Genomic DNA, 21,269 nt, shown 5'->3' with positions numbered 1-21,269 from the left:
AGAGGGTCAGAAGCGCTTCATGTAGTTCTTGACCTTGGCCACGTAGTCCTTGGTGTCCGACTTCATGCCGTTGCGCTGCACCCCGCCCAGTCCCTGGTAGTAGGCCGCGACACCGATGTCGAACGAGCCGGCCGTGCGCTGCAGCTGGCGGATGATCGCCACACCGGCCGTCGCGTTGTCCTGCGGGTCCAGCAGGTTGAGCTTGCGGCCGACGAGGTCTGAGGCCCACTCGCCCGAGCTCGGGATGACCTGCATGGCGCCGATCGCATTGGCGGGCGAGACCGAGGCGTGATTGAAGCTGGACTCGGTGAAGGCGTGGGCCAGGGCCAGGGACGGGTCGACGCCCATCTGACGGGCGGTGTCCGCGATGATCGCCTGCATCTGGGAACGGGACGGCACACCGGCATTGAGCAGGGCCCGCTTGTTCTCGTTGGCGTCGCGGACGACGTGGTCCGGGTACGTGTAGTGCAGGAAGGTGTTCGGGACGAGGTCGTCCTCGGCGGGGGTCGACGACCCGGACCCGGAGAGCTTGAGCTTCTGGCCCGGGTGGATGGTGGCCGTCTCACTGAACCCGTTGGCCGCCAGCAAGGTGGAGAGGCTGATGCCGTTCCGTGACGCGATGCCGTAGAGGGTGTCACCGGACTTGACGGTGTACGACGTGACGGCGCTGCCTGCAGTGGAGCCGGACGAGGCAGGGGCGACCGTGGTGTTGCCGGAGAGCTTGAGCTTCTGGCCGGGGTGGATGGTGGCCGTCGAAGACAGGCCGTTGGCCTTCAGCAGCACGGAGAGGCCCATGCCGTTCCGGGCGGCGATGCCGGACAGGGTGTCGCCTGACTTCACCGTGTAGGTCGAGGCCGCGGTGTTCCCGGCCGGGGAGCCAGCCGGCGTGGACGCAGGGGTGCTCGTGGTGCCGGACAGCTTGAGCTTCTGTCCCGGGTAGATGGTGGAGGAGGCGGTGAGGCCATTGGCCTTGAGGAGGGTGGAGAGGCTGACGCCGTGGCGGGTGGAGACGCCATACAGGGTGTCCCCCGCGACGACCGTGTAGGTCTTGGTGGTGCTGGAGGCACCCGTGGCGGAGCCGCCGGACGAGGCCGGAGCAACGGTCGCGCCGCCGGAGAGCTTGAGCTTCTGCCCCGGGTAGATGATCGACGACGGGGAGAGACCGTTCGCCGTCAGCAGGGAGGAGAGGGAGAGGCCATGGCGCACGGCGACGTGGGACAGGGTGTCCCCGGCCTGGACGGTGTACGACTGCGCGGTGGTTCCGCTGCTCGCGGTCTGGCCGGACGTGGAGGACGACGGGGCGGAGCCCGGGAGCGTGATCTTCTGGCCCGGGTGGATGATCGTGGACGCCGAGAGGCCACTGGCCTTCAGCAGTGCCGACAAGGAGAGATCGTGGCGCACGGCGATGTGGGACAGGGTGTCCCCGGCCTTGACCGTGTAGCTGGAGGCGGTTTTGGCGGTCTTGACGGCACCGGCACCCGAGAAGGACGCGGGAACGCTGGACGCCAGAGACGTGGGGGAGAGGCGCACCTGTGCCGTCTCGATGTTCACGGGCGAGGCGGACCGCGGGGTGAGTGCCTGACGGGGGGCGTCGGCTACCGCCGGCGTGGCCAGGGCGGCTGAGCCCAGCACCATGAGCGGCAGGGTTGACGTGGCCAGGGCGGACTTCAACAGGCGTGGCGTGCCGGAAGGGCGATCAGTCATGTGGGTTTCCTCTGAAGGTGCTGCACCACCGAGGCCGCTTCTGTCACGGGTGTGAACAGAATGACAAACCACGTCAGATGATGCCTGTAATGAAAATGTGACAGATGTAAACGTACCTGAAGGCAGTTACAGAAGGGAATCTAGACGGTAACGATTCGGCAACGGGGCAGCGTTGCGGGTGGACAGTCGTGACCGCCCGCTCCGGACGTCTGATGTCCCATGCCGCCCAGCCAGTCGTTAGGCTGGACTGGTGAATACCGCCGCAGGCAGCAACGCCGCATCGCAGGAGCCGACGCTCGAAGACCTGGTGCAGGACTGGGAGTTCTTTCCCGACCTGGCCGAGAGATGGGACATCCCGGTCACCCGAGTCCACAACATGGTCAGTGACGGACGGTTGCTGACCGCCAAGGTCGGTGAACGCCACGCCCGTGCCGTTCCGACACTCTTCCTGGTGGAGGACGGGCCACTGGAGCCGCTGAAGGGGACCATCTCGGTTCTCCGGGACGCCAGGTTCTCGGATGACGAGGCCATCCGCTGGCTCTACACGCCGGACGAGTCCCTCCCGGGCCGTCCGATCGACGCGTTGCGGGAGGGGCGGAAGACGGAGATCCGCCGGAGGGCGCAGGCGCTGGCCTGGTAGTACTCAGTCCTCCGGCCGCAGACTAGTGCTTCCGGTTCAGGATCTGCCGGGCCAATCGCTCCAGTCCAGCCTTGGCACCGGGAGCCATGGGCGCATCGACCAGGGCGGCCAGAGAAGCGTCACCGAGGTCGACGACCTCGCGTTCCACCCGGGCGCGGGCGCCTCCTGAATCCAGCAGGTTCTGGATCCGGGACACTGCCCGAGGGGGCAGTTCCGGATCGCCCAGCGCCGCCTCCACTTCTGCCACCTGACTCGGGGTGAGCAGGTCCAGGGCGTGTGCCACCAGCTCGGTGCGCTTCCCCTCACGCAGGTCGTCACCGGCCGGCTTCCCGGTCACGGCGGGGTCACCGAAGACGCCGAGCAGATCGTCCTGCAGCTGGAACGCCTCACCCAGGGGTGCGGAGATCCGGCCATAGTGCTCCAGCAGGTCCTCGTCCGCGCCGGACAGGATCCCGCCCAGCCCCAGCGGGTGGACCACGGAGTACCGGGCGGACTTGAACCGCAGGACCGTGCGAGCCCGCTGGAGTGCCTCGGCCGGGTCCTGGCCCGGCACCTCGACCTCATCGAGGATGTCCAGGTACTGGCCGGCCATGACCTCGAACCGCATCTCGTTGAACAGGCCTCGCGCGCCCGCCGGATTCGTGGAGGCATCGGCGGCGGAGGCGAACACCTCCTCGCTCAGGGACAGGCACAGGTCACCTGTGAGGATGGCTGCGGACACACCGAAGTGGCCCGGGTCCTGCCGCCAGCCCGCCCGCCGGTGCCGGGCCTCGAAGGCGCGGTGGATGCTGGGGGCTCCCCGGCGGGTGTCGGACCGGTCGAGGATGTCGTCGTGGATCAGGGCCGCGGCCTGGAACAACTCGAGTGCCACGGCCGCATCCAGGATGCGTGGATCGTCGGGTTGACCGCCGGCGCCCTGCCAGCCCCACCAGGACAGCACGGCCCGCATTCTCTTCCCGCCTCGGACGAGGCCGGCGATCGACTCCACCAAAGGCGTGGTGGAGTCGGAGATTGCCGCAGCGCGGTCACGATACCCGTCCAGCAGTTCGACCATGCGGGTCCCCACGGCCTGGACGAAGGCCGACGCGGGGTCGGCATCGGTGGCCTGGGTGGCGGAGGGGGGGATGGGCACGGTGCTCCTTGGGGTGGTTCGGCGGCGTGCCCAGCCTACCGGTGGCCGCGGGCTCTAGGCTGGACCGATGACACAGCGCAGGACCTTGACGTCCGCCGAGGGCGGCGGCGTGGATGGCTCTTGGGACGCGGTGATCCTGCACGTGGACATGGATGCCTTCTTCCTGTCCGTCGAGCTGCTCGACCACCCCGAACTGGCGGGGATTCCCTCGCTCGTCGCACACCGCGGCGGTCGATCGGTGGTCCTGTCCGCCTCCTACGAGGCACGCGCCTTCGGGGTCCGCTCGGCCATGCCGTTGGCGCACGCACAGGCACTCTGCCCGGGCGTCGCCGTGGTGGAACCCCGGCAGGAACGCTATGCCGCGGCCTCCTCGGATGTGATGCGGATTCTGGCGTCCTTCACGCCGGTCCTGGAACAGCTCAGCATCGACGAGGCCTTCCTGGATGTCTCGGGGGCACGACGCCGGCTCGGTTCGCCCGCGCGCATCGGCGCCCTGATCCGGGAGCAGGTCCGAGAACGAACGGGGCTGCCGTGCACCGTGGGCGCGGCGGCCACCAAGTCCGTGGCCAAGATCGCCTCCACGCGGGCCAAGCCCGATGGCCTCGTGGTGGTCCCTCCGGAGCAGACGCGCGCCTACCTGGACCCCCTGCCGGTCTCCGCCCTCTGGGGCGTGGGGCCGGTGCTGCGTGAGCGACTGGTGGCGGCCGGCCTCACCACGGTGAGCGATCTGGCAGCCCAGGCCCCACAGCGGATGGAGCGGTGGCTCGGAGTCCAGGGGCCGGCACTGCTGAAGCTGGCCCGGGGGATCGACCCCCGTCCCGTCACACCCGAGCGCGAGACGAAGAGCCTGGGCGTGGAGAAGACGTTCGAGCGGGATGTCCGGGATCCGGCCGACCTCCATCGGCACCTGGTGGCGCTGGCCCACGAGGGCGCCATCCGGCTGCGCCGCGCCGGCTTTCGTGCGGGGGCGGTCAGCGTCAAGGTGAAGGCGCCGGACCTCTCCGTCAAGACCCGCACCATGACGCTGCCGGCGCCCGTGGACTCCGCCGGGCCCCTCGCCGAGGCTGCTGAAGCTCTCCTGGCGGGACTCCTGGACGGCCGGCGCCTCCCGGTCCGCTTGCTGGGGATCCGCGCGGAGCGATTGTCAGGTGCCGACGAGGTCTTGCAGGAGGCACTGCTGTGGGAGGACGAGAACCCTCCGGCAGACTGGTCCGAGGCGGATCGGGTGGCCGATGACATCCGCCGCAAATTCCCCGGCGCCGCGTTGAAGCCCGCCACGCTGGTGGAGCGGAACGCTCCGGAAACGGGGCCGGCGCCGAGAGAGGATATTCGCTGATCGCGGAACTGTTCGTATCAAGACGGTCAAGAGGCGTCACCGATATGGCGTGGGGGCCCGGGCGAGCCCTATGCTAGACGGACGGGAAGGCCCGGGCCGGAAGAGGAGGCAGCGATGCCGTTGTCTGAGCGGGAGCAGAAGCTCCTTGAGCAGCTGGAACAACAGCTGAATGCAGAGGACCCGCACTTTGCCACGAGCATGAGTGAAGCGGGTACCTCTCGTTTTTCGACCACCCGATTGGTGGCCGGCGCGGTGACCGCGGCGGTGGGACTCGGCGCCCTCCTGTGGGGCGTCTCCCAACAGTTCATCTGGTTGGGCATCATCGGGTTCATTGTCATGGCGGCCGGGGTCTACGTGGCCACCAGCCGATCACGGCAACCCACGCGTGGACGGGGTCACGACTCCGCCGCCGCCAAGAAGAACTCACCCTTCATGGCGAACCTGGAACAGCGGTGGGAGGACCGCCGCAACCAAGAACCCTGATCGTGCACTGACCATCATTGACTCTCCGGTGCGCCACGGCGTGCCCGGAACCGAAACCCCGTCGCCCCGCGGCGGGGTTTCGTCGTTAACGGGATAGGTCGGCGGGCCTCCGTCTCCTTCGGCGGGGCTCCCAGCTGCCTTCCCGCTTTCCTCCCCACTTCCCTCCCCATTTCCTTTCCCGCAGTGGCCCCGGATGATATTCGGCCCCAGGCCGGGGGAGCGGGCCGCCGCGGCGCGCCGGGAGGGCGTCGACTACGCAGGACTCCCTCCACGTCCTCCACCTCCCTCCCCGGCTGAGCCTGAGCGGAAGGGTGCATTGTCTCATCGCCGTGAATCCCCGTGATGACAAGGCATGTGGTCCGAGTCGGGACGTCACGGCAGCCGCGAACCGCACTGCGCCACGCCGTGTCTCCTACCCCGTATTGGCTTGACTGTGGGGGGTTGTGGGGTAAAGTGGAGGACATCGGAGGTTGGTGGTGAAGGAGGGTCACGCGCACCTCTCGGACGGCAAAGGTGGTGGGTCGTGTTCCTCGGGACCTATACGCCGCGCCTGGATGAGAAGGCGAGGCTGATCCTTCCGGCCAAGTTCCGTGAGGAGCTGGCAGAGGGCTTGGTCCTCACTCGAGGGCAGGAGCGCTGCATCTATGTCTTCAGTGCCCGTGAGTTCGAGAAGGTTCACGAGCAGATGAGGTCGGCACCACTGTCCTCACGCCAGGCCAGGGACTACATCCGTGTGTTCCTGTCCGGTGCCTCGGACGAGACGCCGGACAAGCAGGGACGCATCACCATTCCGGCCCCGTTGCGCAGCTATGCGGGACTGGACCGGGAGCTCGCCGTGATCGGTGCCGGCAGCCGGGCCGAGATCTGGGATGCCGGGTCCTGGGCCTCCTACTTGGAGGAGCAGGAGAACGCGTTCTCCGAGACGGACGAGGAAGTACTGCCCGGGATCTTCTAGGAGACCGGGAGCATAACCACACAGCGCGGATTCTTGAATGAGACCTCCAGCCGCCCTCGGCCGGACCTGACCCGACTTCCCCCGGGCCAGGCACGGAACCGGTGAGCGGATGGGGATCTGATCCAAGGGTCCGCCTGTCACTTAAGGGACCGGGACATCCATCAGCGAGGAAGGGGAGACAAGGCGTGGGCATCGAACCGACTCCGGCACAGGACCGGCACGTACCCGTGATGCAGGACCGTGTCCTGGACCTGATGTCGCCGGGCCTCGAAGCCGCCCGCCGGGCCGGACGTGCGCCGGTCTACCTCGATGGCACCCTCGGCATGGGAGGCCACGCCGAGGCGATCCTGCAGCGTCACCCGGACGCCGTCGTCGTGGGCATCGACCGTGACACCGAAGCCCTCCGCCTCGCCACCGAGCGACTGGCCTGGGCCAGGGAGCGCCTCCACACCTGGCACGGCACCTATGACGAGGTCGGTGACGCGCTGGCCGCCAGCGGCTTCCACGAGGCCGACGCCATGCTCTACGACCTGGGTGTCTCCTCCTACCAATTGGACGAACGAGGCCGGGGCTTCGCCTATTCGTATGACGCCCCGCTGGACATGCGCATGGACACCACGGGCGGCATCACCGCCGCCGACGTGGTCAACGACTACGACGAGGATCGGCTGCGGGGAATCATCCGTGCCTGGGGCGAGGAGAAGTTCGCCGGACGCATCGCCTCCGCCATCGTCCAGGCCCGGGCCGAATCACCCTTCACCTCCACCGGTCCCCTCGTTGAGGTCATTCGCGGGGCAGTCCCCGTGGCGGCCGGCAAGACCGGTGGTCATCCGGCCAAACGGACCTTCCAGGCCCTGCGGATCGAGGTGAACGAGGAGCTCGACGTCCTCGAGGACGCGCTCCCGGCGGCGTTGCACCACCTGGCCGTCGGCGGCCGGCTGGTCGTCATGAGCTACCACTCCCTCGAGGACCGGATCACCAAGCGGGCGATCATGGCCGATGCCACCTCGACGGCGCCCCCCGGTTTCCCGATCGAACTCGAGGAACACGCTCCCGTGGTCAAGGTCGTCACCCGGGGCGTGGACAAACCCACCGAGAAAGAAATCGAACAAAACCCTCGCGCCTCCTCAGCAAAAGTGCGAGCAGTTGAGAAGATCAGAGCATCAAGGAGCAAAGCATGACCGCAACGCAGGAGCGACCCGCCATGCAGCAGCCCGTCCCGACCCGTGAGAGCACCGCTCCGCAGATCGGACAGGCTGCTCCTTGGCAACCCGTCATCCGGCCCGCACGGCGGTCCGACACTGACGCCGGCCAGAACGCCTCGTCGCGCCGACGCACCCCCTTGGCGCTCGTTCCCGCTCCCATCCGCAAGTCCGGTCGCGGATTCGCCGGACTGTGCATCGCCGTGCTGGTCGCTGCGCTGATGACTGTCCTCGTCACCAACATCACGGTGTCCAACCGCCAGTACGACCTGGTCTCGCTCAAGAACGAGCAGTTGGACCTGAGCCAGTCCAACGAGCTGCTCCGGCAGCAGGTCGAACACCTGGAGGCGCCCCAGAACCTGGCGGCCGAGGCCACGAAGCTGGGCATGGTCAATCCCGGAGATGTCGCCTCGATCGACCTGTCCGACGGCGCGGTCACCGGTACTGCCACCGCGGCCGATGCCGAGGACAAGCCCAGTGGGCATGTGGCCGCCCCCGCCAGCCCCTCCGAGAAGCAGGCCGCAGCCGCTGCCGGCTCGGCCGCCACCGGGGCGGACGCGGAACCATCCGAGGCGGTGGAGGCCCCCGCCGGCGCCGGCGCCTTCGCTGCCCTGCCGGTCCCCTCCGGAGCGGACGCCGCCGCGAACGGCTCGGCGGACACGGCCGAAAGCCCCGCGCAGGAGAGTGCGGACGGGGAATCGGAGAGCCTCAACGGCGGCACGATCCCGGCACCGGAGTTCTCCGCCAGCGGGAACTGAGCTGACACGCCCCTGACCGACCACCCGCAACCCCCTAGAGCACCCACCCGACACCGGGCAGGAAGGACACCGTAGATGGCCAGGACTCCCGGAACCGGAACCGGCGCCACCGTTGACGCCAGCGGGCGCCGGTTGCGGCTCGGCATCCTCCTCGCCCTGGCCCTGCTGGTGGTCCTGGCACTGCGGTTGGTGGTCATCCAGGGTGTCGACGCATCGGGCCATGCGTCAGAGGCGATGAAAGAGCGGCTGCGTTCCGTCTCGATCACACCGGAGCGCGGCTCCATTCTCGACTCCCAGGGCCGCGTGCTCGCCGCGTCGGTGGACCGCTACGACCTCGTGGCGGACCAGCGGCTCGTCAAGGACTACAGAAAGTGGAACAACGACACCAACTCCATGGAGGACGTGGCCCTGGAGGACTCGCTCCAGGAGCTCTCCGGCATCCTCAACGTGGACGCTGAAGAACTGCGCGATCGGATGGTGGGTGACCGTCCCTACAAGGTCGTCGTGAAGGGCATCACGCCGGAGGTCAAGGAACAGGCCATGGAGATCGGCATCCCCGGGCTGCTGGCCGAGCCGGTGTCTGAACGCTCCTACCCGAACGGCTCGGTGGCGGGGTCCATCCTGGGGTTCCTCGGGGGAGACGGCACCCCGTTGGAAGGCCTCGAGCTGAGCCAGGACGAGCACCTCTCGGGCACCGAGGGCAAACGCACCTACGAGATCGCCGCGGACGGCGTGCGCATCCCCAACGCGGAGTTCTCCGAGACTCCTGCCGTGGACGGCCAGGACCTGCGTCTGACCATCGACCAGGACGTGCAGTGGTTCGCCCAGGAGGCGATCGCCCGCAAGACCGACTCCTACAACGCCGACTGGGGCAACATCACCGTGATGAACGCCAAGACCGGCGAGATCGTGGCGATGGCCGACTCCACCACCGTGGACCCCTCGGACCCCTCGGCCACGGACAGTCTGTTCTGGCGGCCGACGTCTCTGACACAGTCCTACGAGCCGGGCTCCACCGGCAAGATCTCCACCTTCGCCACGGCGCTCGAGCAGGGCGGCATCTCTCCGACGGACACCTGGACGGTCCCGAACAAGCAGGAGTTCGACGGCCAGGTCATCAACGACTCCATGCCGCACGACACCTATGACATGACCACGGCGGGCATCTTCACCCGGTCCTACAACACGGGTACCGTGCAGGTCGCCCAGACCGTGGAGGACGAGGTCCGCTACGACTACCTCAAGCAGCTCGGTGTCGGCGAGCACATCGACATCGGCCTGCCCGGCAGCAACAAGGGCATCCTGGTGGAACCGTCCCAGTGGGACGGCCGCCAGCGGTTCACCACCATGTTCGGCCAGGGCTACACCCAGACCACGCTGCACCTCGCGCAGATCCTGCAGACGGTCGCCAATGGCGGGGTGGAGAAGAAAGCCCAGCTGATCGACGCCTATATCGACGCCGACGGCTCGGAGAACGTCCTCCCCGAGGACGATGGCACCCGGATCTACTCCGAGGAGACCTCCGAGGAGATGCTCCGCCTGATGGAGGGCGTCGTCGAACTGGGCACCGCCGGGCCGGCCCAGATCCCCGGATACCGCGTGGGCGGCAAGACCGGTACCGGCGAGGCCGCCGGCGTGGGCGGTTACAACGGCTACACCACCTCCTTCGCCGGCGTCGCCCCCCTCGATGATCCACAGTTCGTCGTGGCGATCTCCGTGTACCGGCCGCAGGGCGACTGGAAGAGTTGGCAGGTGGAGGACACCGCCGCCGAGGTACTGTCCTACCTGCTGACCAAGTACAACGTGCCGCCGATCGACCAGGAACCGCAGAACTACGACGTCTTCCCCGAAGACCCGCAGAAGCGTCCCTGGTAAGAGGGGACTGCCAGACCATGACCTCACCCCTGAGTCCTGCCGAGCAGGATGCTGCCTTCCGCCCGGACCACACGGACCCGCTGGACTGGAACGACCTCATCGAGGCCCTCAACCGCTCAGGCCTGCCCGTCGAGCTCGCCGGCGTGGACAGCGGGCTCCCCGGGCAGCCCGGGCCTGCCGGGATCGCGATGGACTCCCGTGCGGTGCGGGCCGGCGACCTCTACGTGGGAGTGCCCGGTGCCAACCGCCATGGTGCCGAGTTCGCCGCCGCCGTCGTCGCAGCCGGGGCCGCCGGGCTCCTCACGGACCGGGCGGGGGCGGACTTGGCGGGTGACCTGCCCCCGGGCACCCCGGTCCTGGTGGTGCGGGACGTGCGCGACGCCGTCGGGCCGGCTGCCGCGGCCATCTACCGGAACGCGGGGGTGGGCCCGCGGATGTACGGAATCACCGGGACCAACGGCAAGACGACCACGAGTTACTTCCTCACCTCGCTGCTGGAGGCCTGGGGGGAGACCACCGGCCTCATCGGCACCATCGAGATCCGCGCCGGACGCCGCACGGTCCCGAGCACCCTGACCACCCCCGAATCCACCCAGCTGCACGCGCTGATGGCGATGATGCGCCAGGAACAGGTGAGCTCGGCCGCCATGGAGGTCTCCTCCCACGCGATCAGCTACCGGCGGGTCGCGGGCCTGCATTTCGCGGTCGCCGGGTTCACCAACCTCACCCAGGACCATCTGGACCTGCACGGCTCCATGGAGGAGTACTTCGCCGCGAAGGCGGGCCTCTTCGACGCCCGACGGACCGGTCGCGCCGTCGTCACCCTGGACGGCGGCCCCGATGCCCCGGACCCTGACGGCACCACCTGGGGGACCAGGATGGCCGCCGCCGCCGGCTGCCCCACCGCGACCCTGTCCCTGGGGCCCGCGGCCGACCACGGGGGCACGCCGCTGACGGGCGCGGACTGGACCGTCACATCCGTCGAGGCCATCGGCCTCGGGCACCGGTTCTCCCTGCTCCATGCGGCCAGTGGCCGCAGCGTCACCGCCTCCACCGGGCTGCCCGGACGGTTCAACGTGGCCAACGCCGCGCTGGCCGCCGTCATGGTCTTCGAATCCCTCCCCGGCACCGAGTGGGACGCCGTGGCCCGCGTGCTGAACGTGCCGGTGGGCCAGGGGCCGTTCGCCACGGCCGTGCCCGGCCGCATGGAGGTCGTCGGCCAGTCCCCGGACGGCATCGTCGACTTCGCCCACAACCCTGACGGGATGGTGCGTGCGCTGGAGTCCGTCCGGGATGCGCGCCAGGCGGCCGGCAACACCAGCGGCCGCACCATCCTCGTCTTCGGTGCCACCGGGGACCGGGATCGGGCCAAGCGACCGGTGATGGGTCGCATCGCGGCCGAGTGGGCCGACATCGTGATCGTCACCGATGACGACGCCCACACGGAGGAGCCCGCCGGCATCCGGTCCGAGGTGCTCACCGGCGTGCGGGAGGCGGCCCGTCAGGCCGCCGGAACCGGCCGCGAGATCGAGGTCCACGAGACCGCGCCGCGCCAGGACGCCATCGACCTGGCCGTGTCCTTGGCCACACCGGCCGACACGGTGCTGCTGGCCGGCCGCGGCCATGAAACCGTCCAGGACATGGACGGTGTGGACGTGGCCCTGGACGACCGGGTGGAACTGCGGGCCGCCCTGGCACGGCACGGTTTCAGCCCCTCATCGGATTCTCATGGGCGTGGACGTAAAGTTGACGGGTCATGATCGAACTCACCGCAACCGCCGTCGCCGAGGCCACGGGAGGCACCCTGTCTGCCTCCGTGCCGTCCGGTGCCACGGTCGACTCCGCCACCACCGATTCCCGGGAGGCCGCTGCCGGGACCCTGTTCATCGCCAAGCCCGGTGAGCACGCCGACGGGCATGACTTCATCCCGGCTGCCCGCGCCGCGGGTGCCACTCTCATCCTGGCCGAACGTCAGACCACGGATGCCGGGGGGCGACCGGACCCGGCCGTCATCGTGGACGACGTGGTGCTGGCCATGGGACGGCTGGCCAGGCACATCGTGCAGCGGATCCGGGAGCATTCGCCGACCACGGTCATCGGCATCACCGGCTCGGCCGGGAAGACCACCACCAAGGACCTGCTGGCCACCATCCTGGCGACCGCGGGTCCCACGGTGGCGCCGCAGAACTCCTACAACGGTGAGGTCGGCGTGCCGCTGACCGTCTTCCGGGCCGCCCTGGACACGCGCTACCTCGTGATCGAGATGGGTGCTGACGAAGTGGGCAACATCGCGTACCTCTCCTCCATGGTCCAGCCGGACATCGGGGTCGTCCTGATGGTCGGATCCGCTCACGCCGGCAAGTTCGGCGGGGTCGAGAACATCGCCCGGACCAAGGGCGAATTGGTCGAGTCCCTGCCCTCTGAGGGCTACGCCGTGCTCAACCGGGATGATGCCCGCGTGGCCGCGATGGCCGCCCGCACCCGGGGACGCGTGGTCTGGTTCTCCGTGGAGGACGGCTCCTTCCCGCTGGTGGACGCGGACCTCGAGGCGGGCACGGCCGCCTTCTCCGCCCTCGCCGGCTCCCTCACGACGAACGCCGACGAGCAGCCTCAGTTCGATCTGCGTCTCGGCGCGGGCACCGCCGCCGAACCCCACCCCGTGGCCTCCGGCCTCATCGGGCGGCATCACGCCTCCAACATCGCCGCGGCCGCCGCGGCGGCAGCGGCCGCGGGCCTGGCCGTGGAGGGGATCGCCGCGGCGCTCAACGGCGCTGGAGCCACGAGCCGCCGGCGGATGGAACGCACCGACCGTCCGGACGGCATCACCATCATCAACGACGCCTACAACGCGAACCCGGAGTCCATGCGGGCGGCCCTGCAGACCCTCGCCATGATGGGCCGGTCCACGGGACGGCGCACCTGGGCGGTGCTGGGGGAGATGCTCGAGCTGGGCGACGCCCGCATCAGAGAGCACACCGCGATCGGCACCGCTGTCGTTCGGCTGAACATCAATCAGCTCCTGGTCGTCGGCCGCGGCGCCCGTCCGCTCTACACCTCTGCGGTGAACGAGGGGTCGTGGGGCGACGAGGTCGACTTCGCTGAAGACCTTGATGCTGCTGTCGAGCTGCTCCGGGGCAAGCTCGCCCCGGGTGACATCGTCCTGTTCAAGTCCTCGAACGGCGCCGGCCTGGGCGATCTAGGCGATCGGCTCGCACATGGCCCGGCCAGTCCGGGCCCCATGGATGTCCCGACCACCGGGGACCGGAAGGAGCAGAGCCAGTGATAGGCCTGTTGATCGGTGCCCTCCTCGGGCTCGTGCTGACACTCATCGGCACGCCGTTGTTCATCAAATTCCTCGTCCGTCAGGGGTACGGCCAGTTCATCCGTGATGACGGCCCCACCTCGCACGCGACAAAGCGCGGCACGCCGACCATGGGTGGAGCGGTCTTCGTGGTCGCCACCGTGCTCGCCTACTTCCTGACCCACTGGATCATGTCCGGTCTGCAGTTGGAGAACGCGGGAATCACGGCCTCGGCCATGATCCTGTTGCTGCTCATGGTCGGGATGGGCTTCGTGGGGTTCCTGGACGACTTCACCAAGATCTCCAACCAGCGCTCACTCGGCCTGACTCCCTGGGCCAAGATCGTCCTCCAAGCCGTCGTCGGCATCACGTTCGCCGTGCTGGCCCTGAACTTCCCCAACGAGCGCGGGCTGACCCCCGCCTCGACCGCCATCTCCTTCGTCCGGGACCTGCCGATCGACCTGGCCTTCGCCGGCCCGGTCCTCGGTGTGATCCTCTTCGTGGTCTGGTCCAACCTCATCACCACGGCCACCACCAACGCCGTGAACCTGACGGACGGCCTGGACGGACTGGCCACCGGCGCCACCGCCATGATCACCGCCGCCTACATGCTGATCACCCTGTTCCAGGCGAACCAGTCGTGCGGGGTCACCGGCGAGGGGCCCGGCTGCTACGAGGTGCGGGATTCCATGGACCTGGCCGTGCTGGCGTCCATCCTCACCGGCGCCCTGATCGGGTTCCTCTGGTGGAACACCGCGCCGGCCAAGATCTTCATGGGGGACACCGGCTCGCTCGCCCTCGGCGGCGCCCTGGCAGGCTTCGCCATCATGTCCCGGACCGAACTCCTCGTGGTTGTCCTGGCCGGGCTCATGGTCCTCATCACCCTCTCGGTCATCATCCAGGTCGGCTACTTCAAGCTCTCCGGCGGCAAGCGCGTGTTCCTGATGGCACCGCTGCAACACCACTTCGAGCTCAAGGGCTGGGCCGAGGTCACCGTGGTCATCCGGTTCTGGATCATCGGCCTGCTCTGCGTGGCCGTCGGCATCGCCCTGTTCTACGGCGAATGGGTGCTCTCCCAGTGATCCGCGAGACCCCCGAACCCCGGACCGACCCCGCTGACCGCCTCGCGGCACTGACCAGCTGGGACGCCGACTGGACCGGTCTGCGCGCCGTCGTCACCGGCCTGGGCCTGTCCGGTTTCGCAGCGGCGGACACCCTGGCCGAGCTCGGCGCCCACGTGGTGGTCGTCGACGGCCTGGAGAGCCCGGAACACCAGGCCAAGGCGGAGACCCTCCTCATCGTGGGCGTCCAGGATGTGCTGCTGGGGGACCGGCACACCGCCTCCCTGCCCGACGTCGGAGGGCTGGCCCCGGAGCTCGTCGTCACCTCCCCGGGGTGGCGGCCCGACCAGCCCCTCCTGGCGGCCGCCGCCGCGGCCGGGATCCCCGTCTGGGGCGAGGTGGAGTTGGCCTGGCGGGTCCGCGAACGGGCCGGGCGCAAGACCGCGGACTGGCTCGTGGTCACCGGCACCAACGGCAAGACCACCACGGTGGGCATGGTCGAATCGATGCTGCTGGCCGCCGGGCAGCGGGCCATCGCGTGCGGCAACGTCGGCACGCCCATCCTCGACGCGATCCGTGACCCCGAGGGCTGGGACACCCTTGCCGTGGAACTCTCCAGCTTCCAGCTGCACTGGACCCACCACATCGAGCCCGCTGCCTCAGCCGTGCTCAACCTCGCCGAGGACCATGTCGACTGGCACGGCTCCTTCGAGGCCTACTGTGCGGACAAGGCCAAGATCTACGAGCACACCCGGCTGGCCTGCCTGTTCAACGAGGAACAGCCGTTGACCATGCGCATGGTCGAGCAGGCGGACGTCCAGGAGGGTTGCCGGGCCGTGTCCTTCACCACCGACACCCCGGCACGGTCCATGCTCGGCGTGGTGGACGGCCTCCTCGTGGACCGGGCCTTCCTGGAGGACCGGGCCAACCAGGCCCTGGAACTGGGCCAGGTGGAGGACCTCGGTCCGATCGCCCCGCAGCACCAGGTCGCCAACGCCCTGGCGGCCGCCGGACTGGTCCGCGCCATCGGGGTGGCGCCGGACGCGGTCCGCGACGGGCTGCGCTCCTACCGGTCCGGCGACCACCGGATCCAGCTGGTGGCCCAGGCCGACGACGTGCTGTGGATCAACGACTCCAAGGCCACCAACCCCCATGCGGCCGATGCGTCACTGGCGGCGTTCGCGGATGTCGTGTGGATCGCGGGCGGCCTGCCCAAGGGGGTGAGCTACGACGAGCTCGTCGCGCGCCACGTCGGCCGGCTGCGCGCCGTCGTGCTCATTGGCGCCGACGCCGGCGAACTCGCCGGGGCGTTGCGGCGACACGCGCCGGACGTCCCGGTTCTCTCCACCGCCGTGCGGGACACTGGAGAAGACCCCTCGGACGGCCATCAGGCCATGGCCGCAGCGGTCCGTGAAGCCAATGCGGTGGCCCGGCCCGGGGACGTCGTCTTGATGGCGCCGGCAGCGGCGTCCATGGACCAGTTCGAATCCTACGCAGACCGAGGAAACGCCTTTATCGACGCCGTCGCCCGCCTCATGGAAGCCAAGGGGCTGGGCAGCTAAGGAGCCCTTGCATGGTGACCACACCCCACCGGCCCGTGTGGCGTCGGGCCTGGGGATTCCTCGAAGGCCAGGGCTCCAGCCGCACCTCGTATTTCCTCATCCTGGGTTGCGCCGCGGCCTTGACCGTCATCGGCCTGGTGATGGTGCTCTCCTCCTCCTCGGTCGAGAACATCGGGGAGTCCTCGGGATCCTATGACCTGTTCATCCGGCAGGCGATGTTCGCCGTGGTCGGGTTCGCGGTCCTGTTCGTCCTCTCCCGGCTGGGCACGGACCGGCTGCGGTCTCTGGGCTGGCCCGCCATCCTGCTGGCGATCTTCCTGCTGGCCCTGGTGCTGACACCGCTCGGCCACGAGGTCAACGGCAACCAGAACTGGCTGAAGATCGGCTCGTTCACGGCCCAGCCCTCCGAAGCCGCCAAGCTGGCCCTGGCCCTGTGGGCCGCCGTGGTCCTCGAGCGCAAGGCCAAGCTGGTCGGTCAGCTCAAGCACTCGATCGTCCCGGTCATCTTCCCGGTGGGCGCCATCCTGCTCGGCCTGATCATGTACGGCCGGGACCTCGGCACCGCCATGGTGATCATGATGATCATGGCCGCCGTCCTGTTCCTGGCCGGCACCAAGCTGCGCTACTTCCTCATGGCCGGCGGCATCGGTGCTCTGGGGGCCGTGATCATGGCCCTGACCTCGGCCAACCGTGCCGTGCGCATCCAGGCCTGGCTGGGCAACTGCGAGTTCCCCACGGAACCCTGCTACCAGCCGGACCACGGCATGTACGCCTTGGCCTCCGGCGGCTGGTGGGGGGTCGGACTCGGCCAGTCCCGCCAGAAGTGGAGCTACATCCCGGAGGCGGAGAACGACTTCATCTTCACCATCCTCGGGGAGGAGCTCGGATTGGCCGGGACCCTCCTCGTGATCGGACTGTTCGCCGGTCTGGCCATCGGCCTGTTCCGGGTGGCGCGCCGCTCGACTTCTCTCTTCGTCCGGATCTGCACCGGCGGCATCCTCATCTGGATCATCGGTCAGGCCTTCATCAACATTGCCATGGTCACCGGTCTGCTGCCGGTGATCGGTGTCCCGCTGCCCTTCATCTCCTACGGTGGCTCGGCGCTGACGTTCGTCCTGGCCGGAGTCGGCGTGGTCCTCGCCTTCGCCCGCGAACAGCGCCAGGAAGAGGAGGCCGCAGCGGAGGCCGCCGCCGTCCCCGCCTCCGGAGCCGCCGGACCACCCACACCCCCTGTCGGCGCCGCCCGCGCCGGGAAGAAGGCCCGTTCATGACCGAACCGCTCCGCGTCGTCCTGGCGGGCGGTGGGACCGCCGGGCACGTCAGCCCCATGCTCGCGATCGCGCGCGCCCTCGAAGCTGCACACCACCCCCGTGCAGACGCCACGTCGGCCGAAGACGCCGGGAGTCCCAGGGTGCACTGCACCATGGTCGGTACCACCTCGGGCCTGGAGACCCGGCTGGTCCCGGACGCCGGCTACGAGCTGGACACCATCGACCGGGTGCCGTTGCCCCGCAGACCCACCATGGACCTCGTGCGGTTGCCCCTGCGACTGCGCCGGGCCGTCACCCAGGCCGGAGAGATCCTGGACCGCCGACGGGCGGACGTGGTGGTCGGGGTTGGCGGATACGTCTCCACCCCCGTCTACCTGGCTGCCGTCCGCCGCGGCCTGCCGCTGGTCATCCACGAGGCCAACGTCCGGGCCGGACTGGCGAACAAGGTCGGTGCCCGCAAGGCCGCCGTCGTGGCCACGGCCTTCCCGGAGACCGTCCTGCCCCGGGCCCGCTGCGTCGGCATGCCGATGCGCCGGGAGATCTCCACGCTGGACCGGGACGCGTCACGGGTACAGGCGAGGCGGGCACTCGGCCTGGACACCGGGCTCACCACGGTGGTGGTGACCGGAGGGTCCTCCGGCGCCCTCAACGTCAACCGGACCATCGCCGCCGCGTTGCCCGACCTCTCCGCCGCCGGCCTGCAGGTGCTGCACCTGACCGGTCGGGACAAGCAGGTCCTGGGCGCGGACGGCACCCCGGTCACCGCTGCGGGCTACCACCAGCGAGAATATCTCGACGGGATGGAACAGGCCTACGCTGCCGCGGACCTCATCGTCGCGCGGGCCGGTTCGGGCACCGTGCACGAACTCGCCGCCGTGGGTCTGCCCGCCGTCCTCGTCCCCCTGCCCATCGGCAACGGGGAGCAGGCCCTCAACGCCCGCGGTCTCGTGGCAGCCGGCGGAGCCCTGATGGTCCGGGACGAGGCATTCACCGCCGACTGGGTCCGGCGCGAGCTCCTTCCGCTGACCCAGGACCCCGCACGGCTGACGGCCATGTCCGCCGCGGCCCAGTCCCGGGGAATCCGGGACGCCGACAACACCATGGCCAGTCTGGTCCTGCAGGCCGCCGGCCGGACCTCTTCCTCCTCCAGCAACCACCCAGGAGACGCCTCGTGAACCCCCCGTCAGCACCGTCGATGCCCCCGGCCCTGGCCGGCCTGGGGCGCGTCCACTTCCTCGGCCTCGGCGGGGTCGGTGTCTCGGGCATCGCCCGGATCATGCAGCAGCTCGGTGTCGAGATCTCGGGGACGGACGCCAAGGACCTGCCGGTCATGCGGGAGCTGGAATCGGCTGGAGCCACGGTCTTCGTGGGCTATGACGCCGCCCACCTCGACCGCCTCGCCCAGGACGGCGGGGGAGCGGTGGGCACCGTCATCGCCTCCTCGATCGCAGGTCCGGGCAATCCCGAGTACGACGCCGCCGTGGGGCGCGGGATCCCCGTGCTTCACCGCTCCGAGGGCCTGGCCGCCGCCATGTCCGGTCACCGGGTCCTTGCCGTGGCCGGCACCCACGGCAAGACCACCACATCCTCCATGGCAGCCATGGCCTTCTCTGACGCGGGCGCCGACCCCACCTTCGCGGTGGGGGCTGCTGTGGCGGGTCTGGGGACCAACGCCACCGCCGGCGGGGGCGAGTGGTTCATCGCCGAGGCCGACGAATCGGACGGCACCCTGCTGAACTACCGCCCGGAGATCGCCATCCTGACCAACGTGGAGGCCGACCACCTCGACTTCTACGGTTCCGTGGAGGCCGTCACCGCGGTGTTCCGGGATTTCGTCCGGCTCCTGCCATCCGAGGGCGTCCTGGTGGCCTGCGCCGACGACGCCGGCGCTCGCGAGGCCGCGGAGTGGGCGCGCACCGAGGCCGTCGACGGCCGTCCGGTGCCCAGGGTGGCCACCTATGGATCGGATCCGGCACGGGCCGATGACCTTGTGCTGGTGGGCAGCGAGCTGGCTGAGCTGTCCGGCGGCACCGGACAGCGGCTCACCTACCGGTGGGCGGAGGGAACGACGACGTCCCTGACCCTGGCCGTGCCCGGTCGGCACAACGCGCTCAATGCGGCGGCGGTCTTGCTCGCCGCCCGGCACGCCGGCCTCGACGTCGGTGCCGCGGCACGGGGGATCGAGGCCTTCCGGGGCACGGCACGCCGCTTCGAGTTCCGGGGCGAGGCCGCCGGTGTCCGGGTCTTCGACGACTATGCCCACCATCCGACCGAGGTTGCCGCAGCGATCGCCGCCGGACGGACCGTGGCCGGCGGAAACCGGGTCCACGTGCTCTTCCAGCCCCACCTGTACTCGCGCACCCGCGACTTCGCGGACGGCTTCGCCGCAGCACTCTCGGCGGCGGACGGGGTCCGGGTGCTGCCGGTCTACCCCGCGCGGGAGGAGCCCATCGAGGGCGTCGACTCCTCGCTGATCGCCCGCCAGGTCCGCACGGAACTGCCAGGGTCGTCGACCGTGCCAGCGGACGCGCCCGCCGCCGTCACCTCCCTGGTGGCCGCGGCACAGCCCGGAGACGTCATCCTCACCATGGGGGCCGGGGACGTCACCGCCCAGGGCAGTGCGGTGCTGGCGGCGCTGACCGAGCGGGCGGGACGCCCGTGACGGACGAGCGGCCCCCCAGCAGCAGATCGGCCACGGCGGGACCGGATGCTGCTTCGGCTTCCGCTGTGGCGGAGGACGCCACCCGGCCTGCGGACAATGTGGTCGAGTTCCCGGAGACACAGGGTCAGGTCCGCCGGCGGCACCGCCGGGTGTGGTTGATCAGCGGAGCCGTTGTCCTGGTGCTGTTGGCCATCCTCGGGGCGGTGCTGTATTTCTCCCCGGTGCTGGCCATCCAGCAGATCAAGGTCACGGGGACGGACCTCCTGGAGCAGAGCCGGGCGGAGGAACTGCTGGAACCGGTGATCGAAGAACCGCTTCCGCAGGTCGGCCAACGGACCGTCGAGGACCTCCTGGCCGGGGAACCGGCCGTGGACACGGTCCGGGTCCATGCCGAACCCCCCAACTCGTTGTCGGTGGAGATCGTGGAGCACCAGCCGGTGGCCATGGTCCCGGAGGGGGAGGGTCGCGTCCTCTACTCGGCGAGCGGGGAGGCCCTGGCCACGCTGACCGGGGATCGAGCCTCCACGTATCAGCTGCCCAGCGTGTCCAGCGTGGACGATGTCAGCGATCCCGAGGTCTTCGACGTGATCACCTCGGTCCTGGGCACACTGCCCGAGCCGATCCGCACCCGCATGGAGTCCGCCTCCGCGGAAACCGTGGACTCGGTCACCCTTCAACTGACGGACGGCCGGACGGTCCTCTGGGGCAACGCGGACAAGGGCGCCCGGAAGGCCCAGGTCCTCGAGGCCCTCTTGAACGTTCCCGAGAACGAGGAGGCGCCGATCCAGGAATTCGACGTCTCCACGCCGGACCGGCCGGTCACCCGGTGACGTCCGGTGACCCGGTGGCGTCCGATGGTCAGGACCTGCACCGCCGCCAACACGGTCGCCACGGCCGGGATCCGGCGCCAGCGGGGAGAGCATGACGACACACCGGGGGCGGGTCTTTGCACGAACGCCGCCAGCACCATAACGTTTCAACCAGAAGACAGGTTGACATAACAATAACCTTCAACCTGAACGTTAAGCCAACCTGAGTGGCCGGGACACGCGCTGGGCGTCAGCGTCACCACCGGGTACCAAGACAGACAGACACCGAGCAAGGGACAAATACCGTGGCAGCACCGCAGAACTACCTGGCCGTCATCAAGGTCGTCGGCATCGGCGGCGCCGGCGTGAACGCCGTCAACCGCATGATCGACGTCGGACTCCGCGGCGTGGAGTTCATCGCCATCAACACGGACGCCCAGGCGCTGCTCATGAGTGATGCCGACGTGAAGCTGGACGTGGGCCGAGAGCTCACCCGCGGCCTCGGCGCCGGCGCCAAC

General features: G+C 69.4%; 17 protein-coding genes and 1 pseudogene. 16 read left to right on the top strand and 2 right to left on the bottom strand.

Annotated features, from left to right (window positions below; genetic code table 11):
* Nucleotides 1–6: 6 nt before the first annotated feature.
* Entirely contained in the window at nt 7–1,704 is a 1,698-nt protein-coding gene (locus RUH65_RS06105) for a LysM peptidoglycan-binding domain-containing protein (RefSeq protein ID WP_313816393.1), read from the bottom strand.
* A 250-nt stretch (nt 1,705–1,954) separates the two neighbouring features.
* Between RUH65_RS06105 and RUH65_RS06100 the strand changes: the two genes are divergently transcribed.
* Nucleotides 1,955–2,344: an Rv2175c family DNA-binding protein gene (locus RUH65_RS06100; protein WP_313816392.1), complete on the top strand. Its 390-nt coding sequence runs from the start codon at nt 1,955–1,957 to the stop codon at nt 2,342–2,344.
* A gap of 22 nt (nt 2,345–2,366) precedes the next feature.
* Here RUH65_RS06100 and RUH65_RS06095 read toward each other — a convergent pair whose 3' ends face one another.
* Nucleotides 2,367–3,476 carry a polyprenyl synthetase family protein gene (locus RUH65_RS06095; RefSeq protein WP_313816391.1) on the bottom strand — a complete coding sequence of 370 codons (1,110 nt, stop codon included), beginning with the start codon at nt 3,474–3,476 and terminating at the stop codon, nt 2,367–2,369.
* 67 nt (nt 3,477–3,543) lie between these two features.
* On the opposite strand from RUH65_RS06095, the gene dinB reads away from it, so the two are divergent.
* From dinB to RUH65_RS06020, 15 genes and pseudogenes are all read left to right on the top strand, one after another.
* Complete coding sequence (gene dinB / locus RUH65_RS06090) at nt 3,544–4,812, top strand: DNA polymerase IV (protein ID WP_313816390.1); 1,269 nt, start codon at nt 3,544–3,546, stop codon at nt 4,810–4,812.
* 114 nt (nt 4,813–4,926) lie between these two features.
* Complete coding sequence (locus tag RUH65_RS06085; protein ID WP_313816389.1) at nt 4,927–5,295, top strand: DUF3040 domain-containing protein; 369 nt, start codon at nt 4,927–4,929, stop codon at nt 5,293–5,295.
* A gap of 523 nt (nt 5,296–5,818) precedes the next feature.
* Nucleotides 5,819–6,250 carry a division/cell wall cluster transcriptional repressor MraZ gene (gene mraZ / locus RUH65_RS06080; RefSeq protein ID WP_188806301.1) on the top strand — a complete coding sequence of 144 codons (432 nt, stop codon included), beginning with the start codon at nt 5,819–5,821 and terminating at the stop codon, nt 6,248–6,250.
* A gap of 230 nt (nt 6,251–6,480) precedes the next feature.
* Nucleotides 6,481–7,431 carry a 16S rRNA (cytosine(1402)-N(4))-methyltransferase RsmH gene (gene rsmH, locus RUH65_RS06075; protein ID WP_313816406.1) on the top strand — a complete coding sequence of 317 codons (951 nt, stop codon included), beginning with the start codon at nt 6,481–6,483 and terminating at the stop codon, nt 7,429–7,431.
* Nucleotides 7,428–8,210 carry a hypothetical protein gene (locus RUH65_RS06070; protein WP_313816387.1) on the top strand — a complete coding sequence of 261 codons (783 nt, stop codon included), beginning with the start codon at nt 7,428–7,430 and terminating at the stop codon, nt 8,208–8,210. Before rsmH ends, RUH65_RS06070 begins: the two co-directional genes overlap by 4 nt.
* 75 nt (nt 8,211–8,285) lie before the next feature.
* Entirely contained in the window at nt 8,286–10,085 is a 1,800-nt protein-coding gene (locus RUH65_RS06065) for a penicillin-binding protein 2 (RefSeq protein ID WP_313816385.1), read from the top strand.
* 17 nt (nt 10,086–10,102) lie between these two features.
* Entirely contained in the window at nt 10,103–11,845 is a 1,743-nt protein-coding gene (locus tag RUH65_RS06060; RefSeq protein ID WP_313816384.1) for a UDP-N-acetylmuramoyl-L-alanyl-D-glutamate--2,6-diaminopimelate ligase, read from the top strand.
* On the top strand, nt 11,842–13,368 hold the full coding sequence (gene murF / locus RUH65_RS06055; protein WP_313816382.1) for a UDP-N-acetylmuramoyl-tripeptide--D-alanyl-D-alanine ligase: 1,527 nt from the start codon (nt 11,842–11,844) through the stop codon (nt 13,366–13,368). The genes RUH65_RS06060 and murF overlap by 4 nt, the downstream gene beginning before the upstream one ends.
* Nucleotides 13,365–14,468 carry a phospho-N-acetylmuramoyl-pentapeptide-transferase gene (gene mraY / locus RUH65_RS06050; protein ID WP_313816381.1) on the top strand — a complete coding sequence of 368 codons (1,104 nt, stop codon included), beginning with the start codon at nt 13,365–13,367 and terminating at the stop codon, nt 14,466–14,468. Before murF ends, mraY begins: the two co-directional genes overlap by 4 nt.
* On the top strand, nt 14,450–16,009 hold the full coding sequence (murD, locus tag RUH65_RS06045; RefSeq protein WP_313816380.1) for a UDP-N-acetylmuramoyl-L-alanine--D-glutamate ligase: 1,560 nt from the start codon (nt 14,450–14,452) through the stop codon (nt 16,007–16,009). Before mraY ends, murD begins: the two co-directional genes overlap by 19 nt.
* 11 nt (nt 16,010–16,020) lie before the next feature.
* On the top strand, nt 16,021–17,280 hold the full coding sequence (ftsW, locus tag RUH65_RS06040; protein WP_313816379.1) for a putative lipid II flippase FtsW: 1,260 nt from the start codon (nt 16,021–16,023) through the stop codon (nt 17,278–17,280).
* Nucleotides 17,277–18,455, top strand: coding sequence for an undecaprenyldiphospho-muramoylpentapeptide beta-N-acetylglucosaminyltransferase (gene murG / locus RUH65_RS06035; RefSeq protein WP_313816377.1), 1,179 nt, complete (start codon nt 17,277–17,279; stop codon nt 18,453–18,455). Before ftsW ends, murG begins: the two co-directional genes overlap by 4 nt.
* A 20-nt stretch (nt 18,456–18,475) precedes the next feature.
* A complete protein-coding gene (gene murC / locus RUH65_RS06030; RefSeq protein WP_313816405.1) occupies nt 18,476–19,942 on the top strand; it encodes a UDP-N-acetylmuramate--L-alanine ligase in 1,467 nt (488 codons plus the stop codon).
* Between the two features lie 65 nt (nt 19,943–20,007).
* Complete coding sequence (locus RUH65_RS06025; RefSeq protein ID WP_313816376.1) at nt 20,008–20,772, top strand: FtsQ-type POTRA domain-containing protein; 765 nt, start codon at nt 20,008–20,010, stop codon at nt 20,770–20,772.
* A gap of 284 nt (nt 20,773–21,056) precedes the next feature.
* A pseudogene (locus RUH65_RS06020) lies at nt 21,057–21,269 on the top strand (cell division protein FtsZ); the annotation flags it as partial.

The sequence above is a fragment of the Citricoccus sp. genome (assembly GCF_032154715.1).
GTDB lineage: Bacteria > Actinomycetota > Actinomycetes > Actinomycetales > Micrococcaceae > Citricoccus.
This window is presented reverse-complemented; position numbering and strand designations above follow the sequence as displayed.